The sequence below is a fragment of the Variovorax sp. DAIF25 genome, assembly GCF_050711835.1.
Lineage (GTDB): Bacteria > Pseudomonadota > Gammaproteobacteria > Burkholderiales > Burkholderiaceae_C > Variovorax.
The window spans coordinates 5,449,132-5,467,435 of the sequence record NZ_CP136636.1; the positions used below are offsets into that span (position 1 = coordinate 5,449,132).

The 18,304-nt window shown below is 69.8% G+C and carries 12 protein-coding genes; 6 read left to right on the forward strand and 6 right to left on the reverse strand.

Annotation, left to right across the window (positions count from 1 at the left end; genetic code table 11):
• Positions 1–6 precede the first annotated feature (6 nt).
• The 6 genes from R0232_RS25220 to R0232_RS25245 form a co-directional block, all read right to left on the reverse strand.
• Entirely contained in the window at positions 7–2,490 is a 2,484-nt protein-coding gene (locus R0232_RS25220; protein WP_431509827.1) for a penicillin acylase family protein, read from the reverse strand.
• 99 nt (positions 2,491–2,589) lie between these two features.
• Complete coding sequence (locus R0232_RS25225) at positions 2,590–4,068, reverse strand: efflux transporter outer membrane subunit (protein WP_431509828.1); 1,479 nt, start codon at positions 4,066–4,068, stop codon at positions 2,590–2,592.
• A gap of 38 nt (positions 4,069–4,106) precedes the next feature.
• Positions 4,107–6,092 (reverse strand): MacB family efflux pump subunit, encoded by a 1,986-nt coding sequence (locus tag R0232_RS25230; RefSeq protein WP_431509829.1) that lies wholly within the window; start codon positions 6,090–6,092, stop codon positions 4,107–4,109.
• Between the two features lie 61 nt (positions 6,093–6,153).
• Positions 6,154–7,311: an efflux RND transporter periplasmic adaptor subunit gene (locus R0232_RS25235; RefSeq protein WP_431509830.1), complete on the reverse strand. Its 1,158-nt coding sequence runs from the start codon at positions 7,309–7,311 to the stop codon at positions 6,154–6,156.
• Between the two features lie 165 nt (positions 7,312–7,476).
• A complete protein-coding gene (locus tag R0232_RS25240) occupies positions 7,477–9,156 on the reverse strand; it encodes a cyclic peptide export ABC transporter (protein WP_431509831.1) in 1,680 nt (559 codons plus the stop codon).
• Between the two features lie 37 nt (positions 9,157–9,193).
• Positions 9,194–9,433 carry a hypothetical protein gene (locus R0232_RS25245; RefSeq protein WP_208513701.1) on the reverse strand — a complete coding sequence of 80 codons (240 nt, stop codon included), beginning with the start codon at positions 9,431–9,433 and terminating at the stop codon, positions 9,194–9,196.
• Positions 9,434–9,610: 177 nt separating this feature from the next.
• Between R0232_RS25245 and fhuF the strand changes: the two genes are divergently transcribed.
• From fhuF to R0232_RS25275, 6 genes are all read left to right on the forward strand, one after another.
• Entirely contained in the window at positions 9,611–10,363 is a 753-nt protein-coding gene (fhuF, locus tag R0232_RS25250) for a siderophore-iron reductase FhuF (RefSeq protein WP_431509832.1), read from the forward strand.
• Positions 10,364–10,443: 80 nt separating this feature from the next.
• The gene (locus R0232_RS25255; RefSeq protein ID WP_431509833.1) at positions 10,444–12,540 is read left to right on the forward strand and encodes a GNAT family N-acetyltransferase; all 2,097 of its coding nucleotides are present in this window, start codon (positions 10,444–10,446) and stop codon (positions 12,538–12,540) included.
• Positions 12,522–13,832, forward strand: a complete 1,311-nt coding sequence (locus R0232_RS25260; protein WP_431509834.1) for a lysine N(6)-hydroxylase/L-ornithine N(5)-oxygenase family protein — start codon at positions 12,522–12,524, stop codon at positions 13,830–13,832. Before R0232_RS25255 ends, R0232_RS25260 begins: the two co-directional genes overlap by 19 nt.
• Before the next feature lie 184 nt (positions 13,833–14,016).
• Complete coding sequence (locus R0232_RS25265; protein WP_296791139.1) at positions 14,017–14,613, forward strand: RNA polymerase sigma factor; 597 nt, start codon at positions 14,017–14,019, stop codon at positions 14,611–14,613.
• 5 nt (positions 14,614–14,618) lie between these two features.
• The gene (locus R0232_RS25270; protein ID WP_431509835.1) at positions 14,619–15,656 is read left to right on the forward strand and encodes a FecR family protein; all 1,038 of its coding nucleotides are present in this window, start codon (positions 14,619–14,621) and stop codon (positions 15,654–15,656) included.
• Between the two features lie 167 nt (positions 15,657–15,823).
• A complete protein-coding gene (locus R0232_RS25275; protein WP_093340181.1) occupies positions 15,824–18,211 on the forward strand; it encodes a TonB-dependent receptor in 2,388 nt (795 codons plus the stop codon).
• The last annotated feature ends 93 nt before the right edge of the window (positions 18,212–18,304 follow it).

The following is an 18,304-nucleotide window of genomic DNA, read 5'->3' on the forward strand; positions in this document are numbered from 1 at the left end:
CGTCGTTCAGGGCCGCAGCGTCTCGCGCACCAGCTTCGGATCGCGCGCGATCTCTTCCTCGCGGAACGGGAAGCGCAGCCAGTCCTTGCGCGCATAACGCAGCACGGGTGCGGCGCCCGCGCCGTTCGTCACCGCGGTCTCGCGCTCGCCGTGCGCGAGCAGCGTGCGGGCCTGCACGCCGCGTGCGTCGAAGTGGACGATCTGCAGGTAGGTGTTTCCGTGCGAGTCGGGTCCCATGCGGTAGCTGCCTTCGGCATCGGCGCAAGCGACCGTGAAGTAGCCCTCCGCATCGCAGCCGCCGAACAAGGGCACGCTGTTCCCGCCGCTGCGCACGAAGCGTTGGCCGCCCAGCGGTGCGTCCAGCGGCCAGCCCTTCCTCCTCATGTCCTCGACGGCGCCGGCAAGGGCTTGCGCGATACGCGGATCGCCTTCACGGATACCGGACGGCGTGGAAAGCGGGGCCTGCGCAGAAAACGGCGTGGCGTAGAGCTCGTCCACCGGCATCGCGCTCAGCCGCGTCCAGAAGAAGTCCCACAGCAACGCGCCGCGCGCGTCCGCATCGGCGCGGTTCGACCAGCGGCGCAGCACGTGGCAGGCAGGGCCGGTCGCCACCGAACGCGCCGCGCCGCCGGCATCGGTCGGGATCTCGACCGATGCGGGTCCGCAAGCGCTCCGCAGCAGCGGCACCTTGAACAGATCGGCGCTGTAGGCGCGCGATTCGAGCACCTTGCGCGACAGCCGCTCGGCCAGGCGGCTCACGGAAGTCTCGCGAGCCCGCAGCAGTTCTCCGGCGATCCGGTGGCCCTCGCGGCCGCGCAGCGACAAGGGCTCGGGCTCCGCACCGAGCACGCTGGCGAAGCCCACGAGCGGCTGCGCCGGATTGCTGAGCCAATGGCTGTCGTTCATGTTGGCCACGTAGTCCTCGCGCAGCAGCGCGGGCATGCGAGCGGCCGGCATCGCCGCAGCCTGCACGGCGGCCGGATCGCGCCGCCAGTCGCAGACCGATCGGCTGCCGTCGAGCATGGGCGTCTCGGCATCGAGGGCCGCGAAGGCCTTCGACAGCGGCGTGGCACAGGCGGCGCGCAGGTCGTCGGGCACATCGGGCGCCGCGCCGATCTCCGAATACCAGGCGCGGTTGTCGCCGCGCCCGATCGCCACCGTGTTGACCCAGGGCATGGCGGCCTCTTCGCGCTGGATCGCGATGAACTCGTCGAGCGAGTGCGCACGGTTCCAGCGCAGGAAGTTGCGGAAGATGCGCGGGTTGTCGGCGTTGATGTCGCGGATCGCGAGGGCCTTGCCCGCGCGCCAGCCGAGCGCCGGATTGCGCGCGCCGAGATCGATGACGGGACCGAAGCGCGTGCGCCAGAGCGTGCGCCGCACGGTCTCGACGCTGCCGTCGGCACGGCGCACCTCGACCGCGAGCGGCTGCGCCTGCATCGGCTGCGAGACGCCGTCGACCATGTAGCGCGTGGCGTCCGCGGGATCGAGCGTGAGGTCGAACAGCCCGAAGCGCCGGGCCGCCGACACGGTGTGGCTCCAGGCGATGTCGTTGTTGAAGCCGATCATGACGACCGGAATGCCGAGGAAGGCGATGCCCGCCACGTCGATGGCGCCCGGCAGCGTGAGATGCGCCTGGTAGAAGCGGTCGGGCCCGCCCCAGTACCAATGCGGATTGCCGAACAGCACGCCGCCCTGCCCGCCCGTGGCGGCGCCGCCGAAGCCGAGCACGTTGCTGCCGATGCCCTGCGCGTCGCCCACCGGGATGCGCAGCCGCGAAAACAGCGAGAGCCGGTCCGCCGAGGCCGGCGGCGCCGCGGCCGCGGGCTGCGCCTGCGCGATCTCGGTGACGAAGCGCGTATACCCGCCCGCGAGAGCGGCCGCGATCATGCGGCGGTGCACGTCGTCGGGGCCGATGGGCTGGACCCATGCCGCATCCGCGCAGGCGGGCCGCGCGTCGACGGCGGCCTTTCGTGGTGCTGGCTGGCGGAGCGTGCCCACATAGCGGTTGTACCCCTCGGCATAGCCTTCGATGAGCTGTTCGAGCTCGGGGGGATTCGCCTGCCGCAGGCTTTCGATGGCGGGGGCGCCGGCGAATGCCTTGAAGAAGAAGTCGAGGTCGAGGTTGGCTGGCGTGCCGAAGGTGGAGCGCGTGGCCGGTTTCGCGTCCGGTCCGAAGTGGAAGGAGCGCTCGCCGCGGTAGGTGACGAAGGCATCGGCGAGCGTGCACAGGGCGTCTTGCGCCTGCGCATAGCCCTGGCCGAAGCCCAGGCCGCGCCAGTCGGCGGCGCGGATGTGGGGAATGCCGTCGGTGGTGCGGCGGATGTCGATGGCCGCTTGGGCCTCGGTCTGCGGTGCCGGGCGCCGAGCCTGCACGCCCGAGCCGAAACCGAGTCCCAGCATCAGCGCCGCCACGGCCAGCACCAGGCTGCTCGATCGGCGGGCGCGCCGGCTTGCGGGCCGCGAGGCGGCCGCTGTCGAAGAATGAGTCACGCGAATTCCAGGAAGGTACGGCCAGAACGATCCGGAAGAAATTCCTGCGCGACCGCTGCTCCGCTGCAAGAAGTACAGACGCGCGAGCGCCTGCTTTGTTTAGCGCAGCGGGCTGCTGCGCTCCTGCGCCAAGGCCGAGTCCTCTGCATCCGCGCGCCATCCGCCGCCGAGCGCCCGGTACAGCGCGACGCGCGCCTCCAGCCTTGCCTGCATCAACTGCACCTCGCGATCGCGCGCCTCGTGCAGCGTGCGTTGTGCGTCGAGCAGCACCAGCAGGGTTTCGGCACCGGCCCGGTAGCGCGACTCGGCCAGCGCCTCGGCACGCCGCGCCTGGTTCAGTTCCTCGGCCTGGGCGATGGCCTGGGCATCGAGGCCCGCGACGCCGGTCAGCGCCGTCTGCGCATCGGCCAGGGCGGCGGCGATGGCCGCGCGGTACGACTGCAGGAGCTCCTCCCGGCGCGCCTCGGCAAGGCTGCGCTCGCCCGCGAGCCGCCCGCCGTCGAACAGCGGCGCGGCCACGCCGGCCGCGAGCCGGTACACCGGATCGCCGAACAACCCACCGGCCCCCGACCCGCCGAGCGAAGCGTTCAGCGAGACGCTCGGCAGCAGCGCGGCGCGCGCGGCGTACACGTTCTGGTCGGCCGCGGCCAGCCGGGCCTCGGCGCGCGCGATGTCGGGCCGGCGCACGAGAAGCTGCGATGGCAGGCCGGGGTCGATCGGCGGCACGCGCAGTTGGGCGAGCGGTACCGCAGCGCCGCCGGCATCGCCCTGCCGCGCCATCGCGTCGAGTCCGCGCAGCAGCGCCAGCGCCGTGAGCGCTTCGTCCGCACGCTGGCGCATCGCCGCGAGTTCACGCTCGCGCGCGGCCACCAGACCGCGCTGCTGGGCGAGCTCGAGCGCGGTCGCGGCGCCCGCCGCCTGGCGCGACGACACCAGTCGCAGCAGCCGTCGCGCGTTATCGAGGCTGTCGTTCGCGATCGCCGCGCGCTCGCGCAGGCCGCGCAGCCGCAGCCACGCCGACGCCGCCTCGGCGCTCAGGCCCACGCGCACCGCGTCGCGGTCGAAGACGCTGGCGCGCCAGCCTTGCAGGCCTTCCCGCCGCAGCGCGGCCTGACGTCCCCAGAGGTCGAATTCGTAGCGGGCCGCGAAGCCCGCGAGATGTTCGCTGCCCGCGACCGAGGCCTGGCCACCGAGGCGCCCCTCGCGGCTGGCATCGATGTTGGCGCTCAGCGTGGGCCAGCTCGACGCGCCGGCCACGCGCGCCTGCGCGCGGGCCGCCTGCACGCGCGCAACCGCCATCGCGAGATCGTGGCTGCCGGCCTGGGTCTCCACGATCAGCGCATCGAGTTCGGCGCTGCCGAAGGCGCGCCACCACTGCGCGTCGGGCGCATCGGCTTCCACCGGCGGCGCGGTGGGTGCCGCGGACAGCGATGCCGGTGCACGCCATGCGGCGGGCACGGGCACCGCGCGCTCGGAAACTTCGAGCGGCAGGGCGCAGCCGGCCGCGAACAGCGCGCCGAGCAGCGCGCCGATCCTCCACGGGAGGTTGGCTGGGCTGGAGGTCGATGGGTCGGGCATGCGAAACAGAAAAAAGGACGTCGTGCGATCGGGCTTCGCTACTGCGAGGCCAGCGCCACCACCGGATCGAGCCGCGCCGCGTGGCGTGCGGGCATGAAGCCGAACACCAGGCCGGCCAGCACCGCACAGCCGAAAGCGCCGAGCACCGCCAGCGGCGAGAACAGCACCGGCACGCTGGCCAGCATCAGTGCCGCCACGACCAGCAGGCCGACCGCGACACCGACCGAACCGCCGACAGCGGTCACCAGCACGGCCTCGGTCATGAACTGGCGCTGGATGTCGGTCTGGCGCGCGCCGGTGGCCATGCGGATGCCGACCTCGCGCGTGCGCTCGCGCACGGTCATCAGCATCACGTTCATCACGCCGATGCCGCCGACCACCAGCGAGATCGCCGCGATCAGGCCCAGCATCAGGGTCATCGCGCGCGCGGTCTCGGACTGCGCCCGGATCGCCTCGACGCGGTTCCAGACCTGCACGTCGTTGACGCGGCGGCGCGCGGCCAGGCTGGACTCGATCGCGCTGGCCGTCGCGATGGCCCGCTCCATGTCCCGGACCTGGACGCCGACCCAGGTCGGATTCGCATGGCCGGCCAGCCGCGCGGCGGCGGCGGAGAACGGCACGATGATGCGGTTGTCCTGGTCCTCGCCGTCGGTGGTGCCCTTGGCGGCCAGCACGCCGATCACCTCGAACGGCACCTTCTCGATCAGCACGTTCTGGCCGATCGGGTTGCTGCCATCGGCAAACAGCGCCTTGCGCACCGTCTGGCCGATCACCGCGACCTTGGCGACGCTGCGCTCGTCCTGCGCATCGAACATCTGGCCCTCGCTCACGGCCCAGCCGAGCACGCGCGAGAAGTCGACCGTGGTGCCGCCGCTCTCCGTGGCGAGATCGACGTTGCCGCGGCGCGCGACCACCCGGTCCTCGATGTACGGCGCGACGGCCTCGACGTTGGGCAGGTCGCGCACGATGTCGACGTCGGCCAGCGTGAGCGGGGTGGTGGGCGAACGGCTGCTGCCCTCGCGCGCCGCCATGTACATGGTGCGCACGCCGAAGGTCTCGAACTGCGCGAGCACCTTCTTCTGCGAGCCGCCGCCGACCGCGAGCATCGCGATCACCGAGGCGACGCCGATCACGATGCCCAGCAGCGTGAGGCCGGTGCGGAAGCGGTTGATCCACATCACGCGCCAGGCGGCGCGCGCGGCTTCCCGCAGGTCGGCGGCCATCGAGGCCTGGCCGGCGCGCGGCCCGCGCGACGCATCCCACGCCGGGCGCGGCCCGTCGGCGGGACGCGCGTCGCCGGAGTCGGCCACGATCTCGCCGTCGCGAATCTCCACGATGCGGCGGGCCTGCGCGGCGACCTGCCGGTCGTGCGTGATCAGGATCACCGTGTGCCCCGCGTCGGCGAGTTCGTGCAACAGCTTCATCACCTCCGCGCCGCTCTGGCTGTCGAGCGCGCCGGTGGGCTCGTCGGCCAGGATGACGCGGCCGCCGTTCATCAGCGCGCGCGCGATGGCCACGCGCTGCTGCTGGCCGCCCGACAGCTGGCCCGGCCGATGGTCGAGGCGGGCGCCCATCGCCAGCCGTTCGAGCAGCGCGGTGGCGCGCACGCGGCGCTCGTGCTCGGGCATGCCGGCATAGAGCGCGGGAATCTCGACGTTCTCGCGCGCCGACTCGGTCTGCACCAGGTGATAGCCCTGGAACACGAAGCCGAAGGTCTCGCGGCGCATGCGCGCGAGCGCGTCGGCATCGAGGTCGGAGACGTCGCGCCCCTCGAACAGGTAGCGCCCGTCGTTCGGCCGGTCGAGGCAGCCGAGGATGTTCATGAGCGTGGACTTGCCCGAACCGGACGCCCCCATGATGGCGACGAACTCGCCCGCGTGGATCTTCAGCGAGATGCCGCGCAGCACCGGCGTGGGCGCGGGATCGTCGGGCGTGCGCTGCGGCAGCCCGTACGACCTGCGGATGTCCTGCAGCTCGACCAGCGGCGGCGCGTTCGCCGCCTCCGGGCCCGGCGTCGCGCTCATTGGAGTCCCTTCGTGCTTCGCACTGCGGCGCGAGCTTGCTGGGGGCGGCCCGGCGCTGCGCTCATGGCTTCGCGGTCTTGCCGAAGGCCGCGTCGGCCACGATGCGCTCGCCAGCCTCGACGCCGTCGAGGGCCTGCGCAAAGACGCGATTGCGCACCCCGATGCGCAAGGGCCGCGTCTCGACGCTGCCATCGGGCCGCAGCACGCGCACGGTGTAGCGATCCGCGGCATCCGCCACCGGTACGAGCGCCGTGGCCGGCACGATCAGCGCATCGGCGGCGGCGGCTTCGACGAAGGTGACCTGCGCGGTCATCTGCGGCATGAGTTCGCCGTCGGCGTTGTCGATGTCGAACAGCGCCGTGTAGACCACGACCTTGTTCGGCGTCGCGGGGGCCGCGGCGGTGCTGTCGCTGCCGCCGGTCTTGGCCGTCGGCGACGGCGGGGCCGGCAGCACCTGGCGCACCTTGCCCTGCCAGCGGCGCTGGTTGTTGCCCAGGGTCGTGAAGTAGACCGGCATGCCGGCCTTGACGCGGCTCACATCGGCCTCCGACACCTCGGACCACACGGTCATCGCCGACAGGTCGGCGATGCGCAGCACGTCGGGCGTCTGGTAGGTGGCGTTGAGGGTCTGGCCCTCGCGCGCGGTCACCGACACCACGGTGCCCGCCATCGGCGCGAAGATGCGCGTGTAGCCGAGCCGCGCCTCGTCGGCCTGCAGCGTGGCCTGGGTCTGCGCGATCTGGGCTTCGAGGTGCTCGATGCGTGCAGCCGCCGAGGCGAACGCGGCCTCGGCGCTCTGCACGTCCTCTTCGCGGGTGGCGCCGTCGGCGGCCATCTGGCGCTGGCGCGCATGCTGCTGGCCGGCCAGCCGGTGCTGCGCGCGCTGGTCCGCCAACTGGGCACGCAACCCGGCCAGCGAGGCCCGGCCCGCATCGACCGTGGCGCGCTGCACGCTGGGATCGATCTCGACCAGCAACCGCCCCTTGTCGACCACGTCGCCGGGCTGGACGTGCAGCCGCAGGATCTGACCCGAGACCTGGGCGCCGACATCCACGTAGCGCCGCGGCTGCAGCGTGCCGAAGGCGGTGACGCTCGATTCGATGGCACCGCGCCGCACGACCGACGACTCCACCGCGCTCGCGGGCCGGCGCGCCCAGAGATAGCCCGCGGTCGCCAGGGTCAGGAAGAAAACGAGGAGGATGGAAACGATTCTGCGCATGTCGAGGAAAGGGAGCGTGCGGACCATTCGCGCTTGCGCGGACGCCGCGAGCGGAGTTGTCTTCTTGGAGTTCGCGCGTATTCTGTACGGTCCGAAATCGGCCACACGCGGCGCAAGGTCGATGCCTTCACGGGCCGCAGACGGCCGGGTGGCGGCTCTCTCTTTCTACGCGGCCGCCTTCTGCGGTGCACGCACGCGCTCTTCCGCGATGCGGCCGGCCTTCATGGTGATCACGCGGTCGGCGATGTGGAAATACCGGTCGTCGTGCGAGATGACCACCAGCAGGTGGCCCTTGGCGCGCAGCTCGGGCAGCAGCTCGGTGTAGAAGAGATGGCGGAAGGTCGGGTCCTGGTCGGCGGCCCACTCGTCGAACACCAGCACCGGACGGCCCTCGAGGTAGGCATGCACCAGCGCGAGCCGCTTGCGCTGGCCGGTGGACAGGTCGGTGGTGGTGAAGGCGCCGTCCTTGACCGAGACCTTGTGCGCGATCTCGAGGCGCTGCAGGTAGGGCAGCGCGGTCTCGGGCAGCGTCTGCCGGCCTCCTTCGCCGCCAGCCACCAGGTCCTCGAACAGGTAGAAGTCGGAGAACACGGTAGTGAAGAGCTGCCGGTAGTCGTCGCGGGTCTCGGGCGTGACGGCCTTGCCGTCGAGCACCACCTCGCCCTGCTGCGGCGCATAGAGGCCGAGCAGCAGCTTGATGAGGGTGGTCTTGCCCGAGCCGTTGTCGCCGACGATGAAGACGATCTCGCCGCGCTCGATCCGCAGGTCCACCGGACCGAGCACGAAGGCATCGCTGCCCTCCGGCGTGTCGAATGCGTAGCGCACGCCGCGCATCTCGATGCCCTCGCGCATCGGCGGCGAGGTCGGCGGCGAATCGAGATGCAGGTGCGGCTCCGGCGTGGCGAAGCGGGCCGACAGGTCGGCGATGCGGCCGAAGGCCACCTTGGCGCGGCCCACGTGCGGCAGCGCGCCGACGATCTGGTCGATCGGCCCCTTGATGAACAGCAGCACCAACACGAAGCCGCTGAGCACCGCGGGCTCGGTGGTGCGCCACGCCGCCCAGCCGAGGATCATCGCGATCAGCAGGAAGAACAGCGCGGAGCCGAAGGAAGTGGCCAGCACGAAGATGTTGATCGCGCGGCGATTGATGTCGCGGATGGCATCGACGGTGCGCGCGATCTGCCCTTCGTACACGCGGGAGCGCCGCGCGCGGTGCATGCGCAGTTCCTTGGCACCCTCGCTGATGCCGCGGTAGGCCTTGTGCAGCAGCTCCTCCTGCTCGCGCGACTCGAAGAAGCCCGCGATGCCGCGTGCATGGGCCCAGGTCTGGACGGCCACGCCGATCAGCATCGCCACCACCAAGAGGCCGAACAACGGCAGCGACAGCCAGGCCAGGTAGCTCAGGCAGCCGAGTGCGATGGCGGTCGAGATCATGGTGGCGGCCAGCATGAAGGCCACATCGCTGATCATGTCCACGTCCTGCGTGAGCACGGGCATCAGGCGGTGCATCCGATAGCGCTCCAGCGCATCGATCGGGGCCGCGAGGATCTTCAGCGCCAGATCCTTGCGCACCTGCGCGACCAGGCGCTGGCCCACGATGTTGTTCGAGATGTCGGAAGCCGCGCGCCCGATCAGCGCGATGCCGCACAGCACGACGAAGGTCAGCAACAGCCCTCCCGCCATGCCCCCGGGCCGGCTCAGCACCTCGTTGATGGTCGCCAGCAGCGCCACCGTGGCCACCCCCGCCCCGATGCCGGTGGCGGCGGACAGGGCGATCCAGGGAGTGAAGGGTTTCAGCAGCCGAAGCAGGTCGGATGCCTTGGCGTTGGAGGGTCGGGTTTCCATGCCCGTATGACGGACCGGAAGCCCCGATGTTTAGTCGCTACTGCAGCAGCGACGACTTTCGCGATTCGTCGTCGGCCGCGGAGCCGACCATGGCGGCGCCGGCCAATGCCCAGAGCGTGAGGGCCTCGTCGAAGGCGCGCACATGCTTCGCATCGCTGCCGAGCCACAGGACCAGCCTCTGTGCGCGCTCGAGCGACGGTGCGTCGTGCAGTTCGCGAAAAAGCCGCCAGGCCTCTTTGCAGGCCGGATCCGAAGTAACTTGGTGACTGGAGCTCATCGTGACAGGACGCCTGGATGGGTGTGATGCGCAGTTAGACGCGGTTCGCCTGCGGATGTTTAGCGCCTGTCATCCCTGCGTCTCAATTCCGCGGGTCGCTTCACGGCACTAAACCTTCGTGCGCGCCAACCGTCTCCCATCGATGAGCCATTGCGCGACGGCCCGCGGCCCCTTCCCATGATTTCGCTTCTGGCGCCGATATTCCAGGGCGAATGGGCAGCCTACGGCGAAACCCTGGCCTGCTCGCCACGCGTGCCCGCGGACGCCGTGCGGGTGGCCGACCTGATCGCCGATGCGGCCCTGCTGGCCGGACTGCTGCGCCAGCACGCCCGCCACCTGCGCGTGCACGGCGCCGACCTGCGTCCGGTGGCCTCCGCCTGGAGCCTGCACTATTTGAACGCCCTGCTGCCCCCGGTCGCGGCGGCGGCCAGCCTGCTGCAGCATGGCTTTCCGATGGCACCTGCGCGGGTCTGGCTCACGTTCGCGGAAGGCGCCGTGCCGCAGTGCTTTCACATCACCGACGAAGGCCAGCCCCTGCACGGCGCCGGCACGGCCGAACGCTATGCAGCACTGCTCCAGGAGCATCTGGCGCCGCTGTTCCTGCAACTGACCCGCTTGACGCGGATCGCGCCCAAGATCCTCTGGGGCAATGCCGCGCGCTACCTCGAGCCGGTGCTCGAGCAGGGCCTGGCGGCGAGCGGCCAGGCGCCCTCCGTGGCGCAGGACCTGGACCACCTGCTGCACCGGCCGCACTGGGGCCGCGACGACAACCCGATGTTCACGCCACCGCGCCGGGCCGTGCGCCTGGAGGCCGGCGTGCCCGCGCCCATCGCGCTGCACCGGCAGTGCTGCCTCTACTACCTGCTGCCCGAGGAAGGCTATTGCGCCGCCTGCCCGCTGGCCCCGGCGTTCCGCAAGACGCCAAGCTGAACGGCCACGCTAAACAAACCGGCCGGCCACGCGTCTTTTGCGGATATGCATCCGTTCATGGATGCGATTGCGACGCCCACATGCCACTGCATCCCGATCTCGAAGCCTTCCTCGAACTGGCCGCCCTCGCCGAAGAGGATGGGCGCGCACCGATGTGCGAGCTGGAGCCCGCGCAGGCGCGCGCCAGCTACGACCAGTCGACCCTCGCGCTGGACGGCGTCGGTCCCGAGCTTCCGGTCGAGGACATCGGCTTTCGCGCCCGCGACGGCGCGACGCTGCGCGCCCGGCTGTACCGGGGCGCCGATGCGGGCACGCCGCTGCCGACCCTGCTGTACTTCCACGGCGGCGGCTACGTCGTCGGCGGGCTCGATTCGCACGACGCGCTGTGCCGCGCGCTGGCGCAGCGAACGCCCTGCGCGGTGCTGGCCGTGGACTACCGGCTCGCGCCGGAACACAAGTTCCCGACGGCCTTCCACGACGCCGAGGATGCCGCCCTGTGGCTCGCGACGCAGGGCGCATCCCACGGCCTGGACCCCACGCGCGTGGCCTTCGCCGGCGACAGCGTCGGCGGCACGCTCGCCACCGCCCTGACGCTGGCCGCGCGCGATGCCGGACGCCCGCAGCCGCTGCTGCAGGTGCTGCTCTATCCCTGCACCAGCATCCGCCAGGACAGCGATTCGCACCGGCGCTACGCGAGCGGCCACCTGCTCGAGCAGCGCACGCTGCAATGGATGTTCGGCCACTACCTGCGCAGCGAGGACGACCGCACGGACTGGCGCTTCGCCCCGCTCGCCGCGCAGGACCTGTCGGGTCTCGCGCCCGCGCACCTCGTGCTGGCCGAGTACGACCCGCTGGTCGACGAAGGCCGGGCCTATGCCGGGCGGCTGCAGGCGGCCGGCGTGCGCACGCAAGTGCAGGTGCACGAAGGCATGGTCCACGACTTCGCCCGCCTGAGCCAGGTGGTGGAGGAAGCCGACACCTTGCGCTCGTCGATCGCGCGAACGCTCGCCGAGGCATTCGGACGCGCACGCGTCGCCGCAGCCGCACCGGCACCCGTGCCGGCATCGGCGATCGGCGCCTGGGTGTTCCATGCGCACCCCGACGGCGAGCCGCTCGAGGTGCGTCTCGACACCTCGAAGCTCACGGTCGGCCCGCAGGCCGGCCAGGGACCGACCAGCCATTGGCTGCTGCACGAGCAGGCCGGCACGCTGCGCCTGGACGGGTCGGACAGCCACGGCGTCGAGCCCGCGCAGACCCATCTGCTGGCCGCCATCGAAGCCGCCTTCGTGCGCCATCCGCAACGCGCCACGCTGTCCCTGCGGCGCGCGCCGTCGAACCCGGCAGGCCTCGCGCGGCTGGTCGATGCCGGCGCGGCGAGCCTGCCGCCGGGCCCCGATGCGATCGTGGCGCGCGAAGCCTTCTGGCAACTGCCGCGCGTGTGGCAGCGCGGGCCGCGCGAGCCCTTCGCGCAGCGCTACACGCTGAGCCAGGGCCGCCGCCATCCGCTGCGGCCGGCCAAACCGGCCGGCACCGTCTACCAGCGCCACATCCCCTGGCTGTCGCAGACGCTGTCGCTGGACACGGTCGACATCGAGCGCGACCTGCCGGCCTTCCATCGCTGGATGAACGATCCGGTGGTGGCGCGCTTCTGGGAAGAACAGGGCGAGCTCGCCAAGCATCGCGTCTACCTCGAAGGGATCGCGGCCGACCCGCGCGTGACGGGGCTGATCGGGCGCCTCGACGGCGAGGCCTTCGGCTACTTCGAGGTGTACTGGGCCAAGGAGGACCGCATCGCGCCCTTCTACGACGCGGGCGACCACGACCGCGGCTGGCACGCGCTGATCGGCGAGGCGCGTTTTCGCGGCAAGCCCTTCCTCACGGCCTGGATGCCTTCGGTGTCGCACTACCTGTTCCTCGACGACTGCCGCACGCAGCGCATCGTGATCGAGCCGCGCGCGGACAACCACAAGATGATCAAGAGCCTGGGCCGCTGCGGCTACGCCCACGTGAAGGAATTCGACTTTCCGCACAAGCGCGCGATGCTCGGCATGCTGCTGCGCGAACGCTTCTTCGGCGAAGCCCTCTGGATTCCCCAGGGGGACGCCACCGTCTCGCCACCGTCGGCCGATCGCGCCGAACCTCCCCTCAAGGACATTCCATGCAAATCCACGACCTGATCGGCATCGGCTTCGGCCCGTCCAACATCGCGCTGGCGATCGCGCTCGACGAGAAGCGCCACCACGGCCAGTTCGTGGATGCCTTGTTCATCGAGAAGCAGCAGGGCTTCGTCTGGCACAAGAACATGCTGCTCGACAACGCGCACATGCAGATCTCGTTCATCAAGGACCTGGCGACGCTGCGCAATCCCTCGAGCCGCTTCACCTTCCTGAACTACCTGCACGAGAAGCAGCGCCTGCAGGACTTCGTCAATCTCAAGACCTTCTTCCCGAGCCGGCACGAGTTCAACGACTACCTGGGCTGGGCCGCGGCGCAGTTCGAGGACCGCTGCGCCTACGGCGAGAGCGTGTTCGAGGTGGTGCCTGAGATGCGCGGCAGCGAAGTGCAGCTGGTGCGCGTGCGCTCGCGCCAGGCCGACGGCAGCGTGCGCGAGCGGCTGGCGCGCAACCTGGTGGTGAGCGTGGGCGGCGTGCCGAAGATCCCGGCGCGCTTCCAGCCCTTCAGGGACGACCAGCGCGTGTTCCATTCGAGCAGCTACCTCGAGGCGATCGCGCGGCATCCGAAGGCCGAGCGCATCGCCATCGTGGGCGCGGGCCAGAGCGCGGCCGAGATCTTCATGGACCTGCAGAGCCATCCGAACAAGCCCGCGGTCGACCTGATCATGCGCGCCCGCTCGATCAAGCCCTCGGACGACAGCCCCTTCGTCAACGAGATCTTCAACGCCGACTTCACCGACTTCGTGTTCAACCGCTCGCAGCCCGAGCGCGCCGAGCTGCTGGAAGAGTTCTGGCACACGAACTACGCGGCGCCGGACCTGGAGCTGATCCAGCAGATCTTCAACGTGTTCTACCGGCAGCGCGTCGCGGGCGTGGCGCGCCACGGCTTCCTGCGGCGCCACGAGGTGACCGCGGTGCGCGCGGCCGCGGACGGCGTCCACCTGTGGCTGCACGACCTCAACACCGACCAGCGCGGCGAGCATGGCTACGACGTCGTGATCCTCGCCACGGGATACGAGCGCGACGGACACAAGACGCTGCTCGATCCGCTCGCGCCGTACCTGGGCGACTTCACGGTCGACCGCAACTACCGGCTGCAGGGCACGCCGGAACTGAAGCCGGGCATCTTCCTGCAAGGCGCCTGCGAAACCAGCCACGGGCTCAGCGACACGCTGCTGTCGGTCACGGCCATCCGGTCCGACGAGATCGGGCAGGCGCTGCTGGAAGCGAATCCACGGCCGGCGCAGCAGGCGCATGCCTCAGGGCGTACGTCGCTGCCGGCCGCCGTGATTTAACGCTTTGGACATCGCGCGGTGATACACTTAATAAGAATCGTTCTTATTACAGATCCCCGGGATCGACCCAGCGCGCTGCCGTATCGCCGGCTCGTCATTCCTAGCCGGAGCTGACGAGCCCGAAGGCAAGACCAGCGACCGGGCTCCCGGGGCCCATCGTCGATGCTTGCGAGAAGGCGGCCGGATGCGCGACCTCGTCCAGGAACTTGTAGCTCACTATGCGGACTTGCGCCGACAGCTCACTCGCGACCTGAGGGATCCCCACTACGCGGCGGACATCGCGCAGTCGAGCTTCGAGCGGGTGTTCGTCCAGGCCACGAAATCGTCGGGCAGCGACGACGCGAAGGACGGCTCCGGCATCGAATCGCCGCGTGCCCTGCTGTTCCGCGTGGCCCGCAACCTGTGCATCGACGAGGCGCGCCGGCGCAAGGTGGCGCAGGAATGGATCGGCACGCAGGCAGCGGTCGGCGCGCACCTCGCGGCACCTTCCAGCGAGTACCTGCTGGCGCAGCAGCGCGTGCTCGCACGCGTGGTTGCGACGCTGGAGAAGCTCACGCCCCGGCGGCGCGAAGTCTTCCTGCTCTTCCGGGCCTACGGCCACACGCGCGCGGAGATTGCGCAGCAGCTCGACATCACCGAGATGGCCGTGGCCAAGCACCTGCTGCGCGCCACCATCGACTGCTCGCGCGTGTTCGCCGAACTGCGCGAAGAGCTGATCGCGCCGCCGCACGTGCAGAACCACGCGAGCTTCGACGGCACGCTGGCCGAAGACTTCTCGTGAACGGCATGGCGATCGGAGCGCCGCGCGAACGGCTGGTCGAGCGCGCCCTCGCGCTGATCGTGGAGAGCGAGATCGCGCCGGGCGAGATCTCGCAGCACAGCCGCGTGGCGCTGAACCAGTGGCGCAGCAAGTCGCCCGAGCATGCGGCGGCGCTGCTGGAGGCACGCCATCGCTGGAATGTGCTCGGCGGCATGGCCGACGACCTGCGCGCGCACTTCGACGCCCCCGAAGCCAACATGGCGGCCAACGCCGCCGCATCGGGCCGCGGGCCGCAACGGCGCAAGCTGCTGCTGTCGATCGCGGGCCTGCTGGGCAGCGGCGTTCTCGCCGGCCGCGGGGTGCAGTGGTATTGGCAACAGCCGGTCTTTCAGGCCTCCTACGACACCCGCACCTCGCAGATGCTGAAGCTGGCCCTGCCGGATGGCGTCGACGGAATGCCGGGCAGCCAGCTCGACATGGCGCCGCGCAGCAGCATCGGCATCACGCTGTATCGCCAGCGCCGCGTCGTCGAGATGGCGCAGGGCGAGGTGCGATTCGAAGTGGTGCACGACGACAAGCGGCCCTTCCAGGTGCGCACGCGCGGCGCTGTGATCAAGGTGGTCGGCACGGTCTTCACCGTGCGCGACCGCGGCGGGCCGATCACCGTCGGGGTGGAGCAGGGCCATGTCCGCGTGCAGATCCGTACCGACCGGCAGGACGGCAACGCATCCTCGGTGCAGGTCATCGACCTGCGCGCGGGGGAACTCGTGGAAGTGAAAGACGGCCACGCCAACGCGGTCAGGCAGTCCGATACCCGCGCACTCTCGGCGTGGCGCGACGGCTGGCTGGTGTTCGACAACACGCCGTTGGGCGATGCACTGGCGTCGGTCAACAACTACCGCACCCGGCCGATCGTCAGTTCCAGCACGCGCATCGACGCCCTGCGCCTCTCGGGCCGCTTCCGCACCACGGATTCGGCGGGACTGGTGGCGCTGCTGCCGACGATCCTGCCCGTCACGACCGCCACCCTGCCCGATGGCAGCGTGGAATTGCGGGCGCGCTGAGAGAAAGAGCGTCGCACAGGCCTCGCGGTGGGCCACGGCCGAAACAGGCTGTCTCTGTTTGGCGAGTTCGAACGTCTTACTTTGAGAAGCGGCGGATCTCCAATTTTCTGGAGTCCTGCCGCCAAAAGTACGAATACGTCGCATTTACTTAACTGGAGCCCTGACCCATGCGTTCTTCGCCTCGACACCGTATCCTGAGTGCCGCCATCGCCACAGCCTTCGGGACCACCTTCGTCAGCTGGAGCGACCCGGCTTCGGCCCAGGCAGCCGCACAGGCGACCGCGCCAACCTTCGACATCAGCGTGCCGGCGCAGCCCCTGGCAGCGGCATTGAACGAGCTGTCGCGTCAGACCGGCACCCAGGTGCTGGCATCGGGGGACACGGTCTCCCGGATCAACGCGCCGGCCGTATCGGGTCGCCTGACGCTTCAGGAAGCGCTGGACAGGCTGCTGGCAGGCAGTGGCCTGAGCGCCGTGCGCGAAGGCCGCGCCGTCGTGATCCGTACCGCGACGGCCGCCGACGCCGGCAAGACCTTGCCGCAGGTGATCGTCACGGCCGCGCTGGAATCCGACTCATCGGCGGCGCTCCAGAAGGACGGCACCGCAGCGGACGGCTATCGCGCCAAGACCGTGTCCTCGGTCGGCGCCCTGGGCAGCATGAGCCTGCAGGACACGCCTTACTCGATCAGCGTGGTCCCGCGCGAACTGATCCAGAACATCCAGGCGCAATCGCCCGACGACATCTACAAGCTCAATCCATCGACCCGCACTGCCACCCCGCAGATCACGAGTTGGAGTCCGCTGGTGAGCATCCGCGGTTTCGACGGCTCCAACGTCGCGGAAGACGGCATGCGCCGCAACTACAACCATGCCGCGGTGATCGAGGACAAAGAGCGGGTCGAAATCCTCAACGGGCTGTCGGGCTTCCTCTACGGCTCCGCCACGCCGGGCGGGATGATCAACTACGTCTACAAGCGCCCGACCATCGAACGCCTCAACAGCATCACCGTCGGCAACTACGGCGGGAACCAGGCGTATGTCCACGGCGACTTCGGCGGCCGTTTCGATGAGGCCGGCCGTGCGGGCTACCGCCTGAACGTCGTGAAGCAGGATGGCAACACGCCCATCGACGACCAGCGGATCAACCGCGAACTGATCAGCGCCGCCGTCGACTGGCAGGTCACCGACAAGCTGCTGCTCGAATTCAACGCGGTCTACAACAAGTACAAGACCTCCGGCACTTCCGCCTATTGGTCCTACGACATACCGCATGGCCGCGCGCCGGATGCCAGGAAGAACTGGAGCCAGCCGTGGATTCGCGACGAGTTCGAGAACACCAAGCTCATGGGCAAGGCCACGTACCGCATCAACGACAACATCACTTTGCGCGGCACCTACATGCGCGACGGCATCGACCGCCCCACGCAGGATCACTCGCTGAACAGCGTCAGTTCGCCCGGCGAGTTCACGCAGATCCGGCTGCGCTCGGGCCGCACGAAAGACACCTTCGATGCTGCCTCGGCCCTGGCCGACATCAGCTTCGACACCGGCCCGATCTCCCACAAGATGACCCTGGGCTACTACATGTTCTCCGACAAGTCCTGGGGCACGCGCAGCAACCCGAACACGGGTTACGAGGGTCCGTACCCGATCTTGCAGCCGACCTACGTGCCCGAGCCGTATTTCCCGCCCAGCCTCTATTCGCCTTACTACTCGGGCCGGGTCCGGAACAACAACCTCGTCATCGGCGACAACATCAAGTTCAACGACCAGTGGTCGATGCTCGTCGGCATCAACCGCAGCAATATCCGCACCGAGGCCCGGACCTCGGACGGCGACCGCGCGCAGCCTGACTACAACAAGAGCCGCAACTCGCCATCCGTCTCGCTCATGTTCAAGCCCGTGCCATGGCTGACCACCTATGCCAGCTACATCGAAGGCCTGGAACCGGGTGGCATCGCCCCCGATACCGCCGTCAACTTCGGTGCCGTGCAGGCCCCCATGGTCAGCAAGCAGAAGGAGATCGGCGTCAAGGCCTCCGTCGGCAACATGCTGCTGACCGCAGCGCTGTTCGACATCGAGAAGGCCTACGAATTCATCGACAGCGACAACGTGTACACGCAGAGCGGGCGCCAGAACCACAAGGGCTTCGAGTTCAATGCCTCCGGCAAGCTCACCGACAAGCTCACCATCGTGAGCGGCATCACGGCGCTGAGCGCGAAGGTGAAGGGCTCCGAATTCAACGGGAAGAGTCCGCTGAACGTGGCGAAGGTCCTGGCCAAGATCTACTCCGAGTACGAGCTCCCGGTCCCCGGCCTGAGCCTGACCGGCGGCATCTACTACACCGGCCGCCAATGGGCCGATGCGGCCAACACGGACCGGTTGCCGTCCGTGACCACCGCCGATGTCGGCCTGCGCTATGCCACCAAGGTGTCTGGGAAGCCGCTGACGCTGCGCCTGAACGTGAGCAACGTCGCCAACAAGAGCTACTGGCTGAACGCCTACTATGTCGGTGCGCCGCGCACCGTCGCCTTCTCGGCGCAGATGCAGTTCTGACGCACGCGCACCCGGTAAAAAAACCCGTCCATCGCTGGACGGGTTTTTTTTCGGCTCCTGGCCGGGCACCGGGAGGGCTGCGAGGCCCCTGCG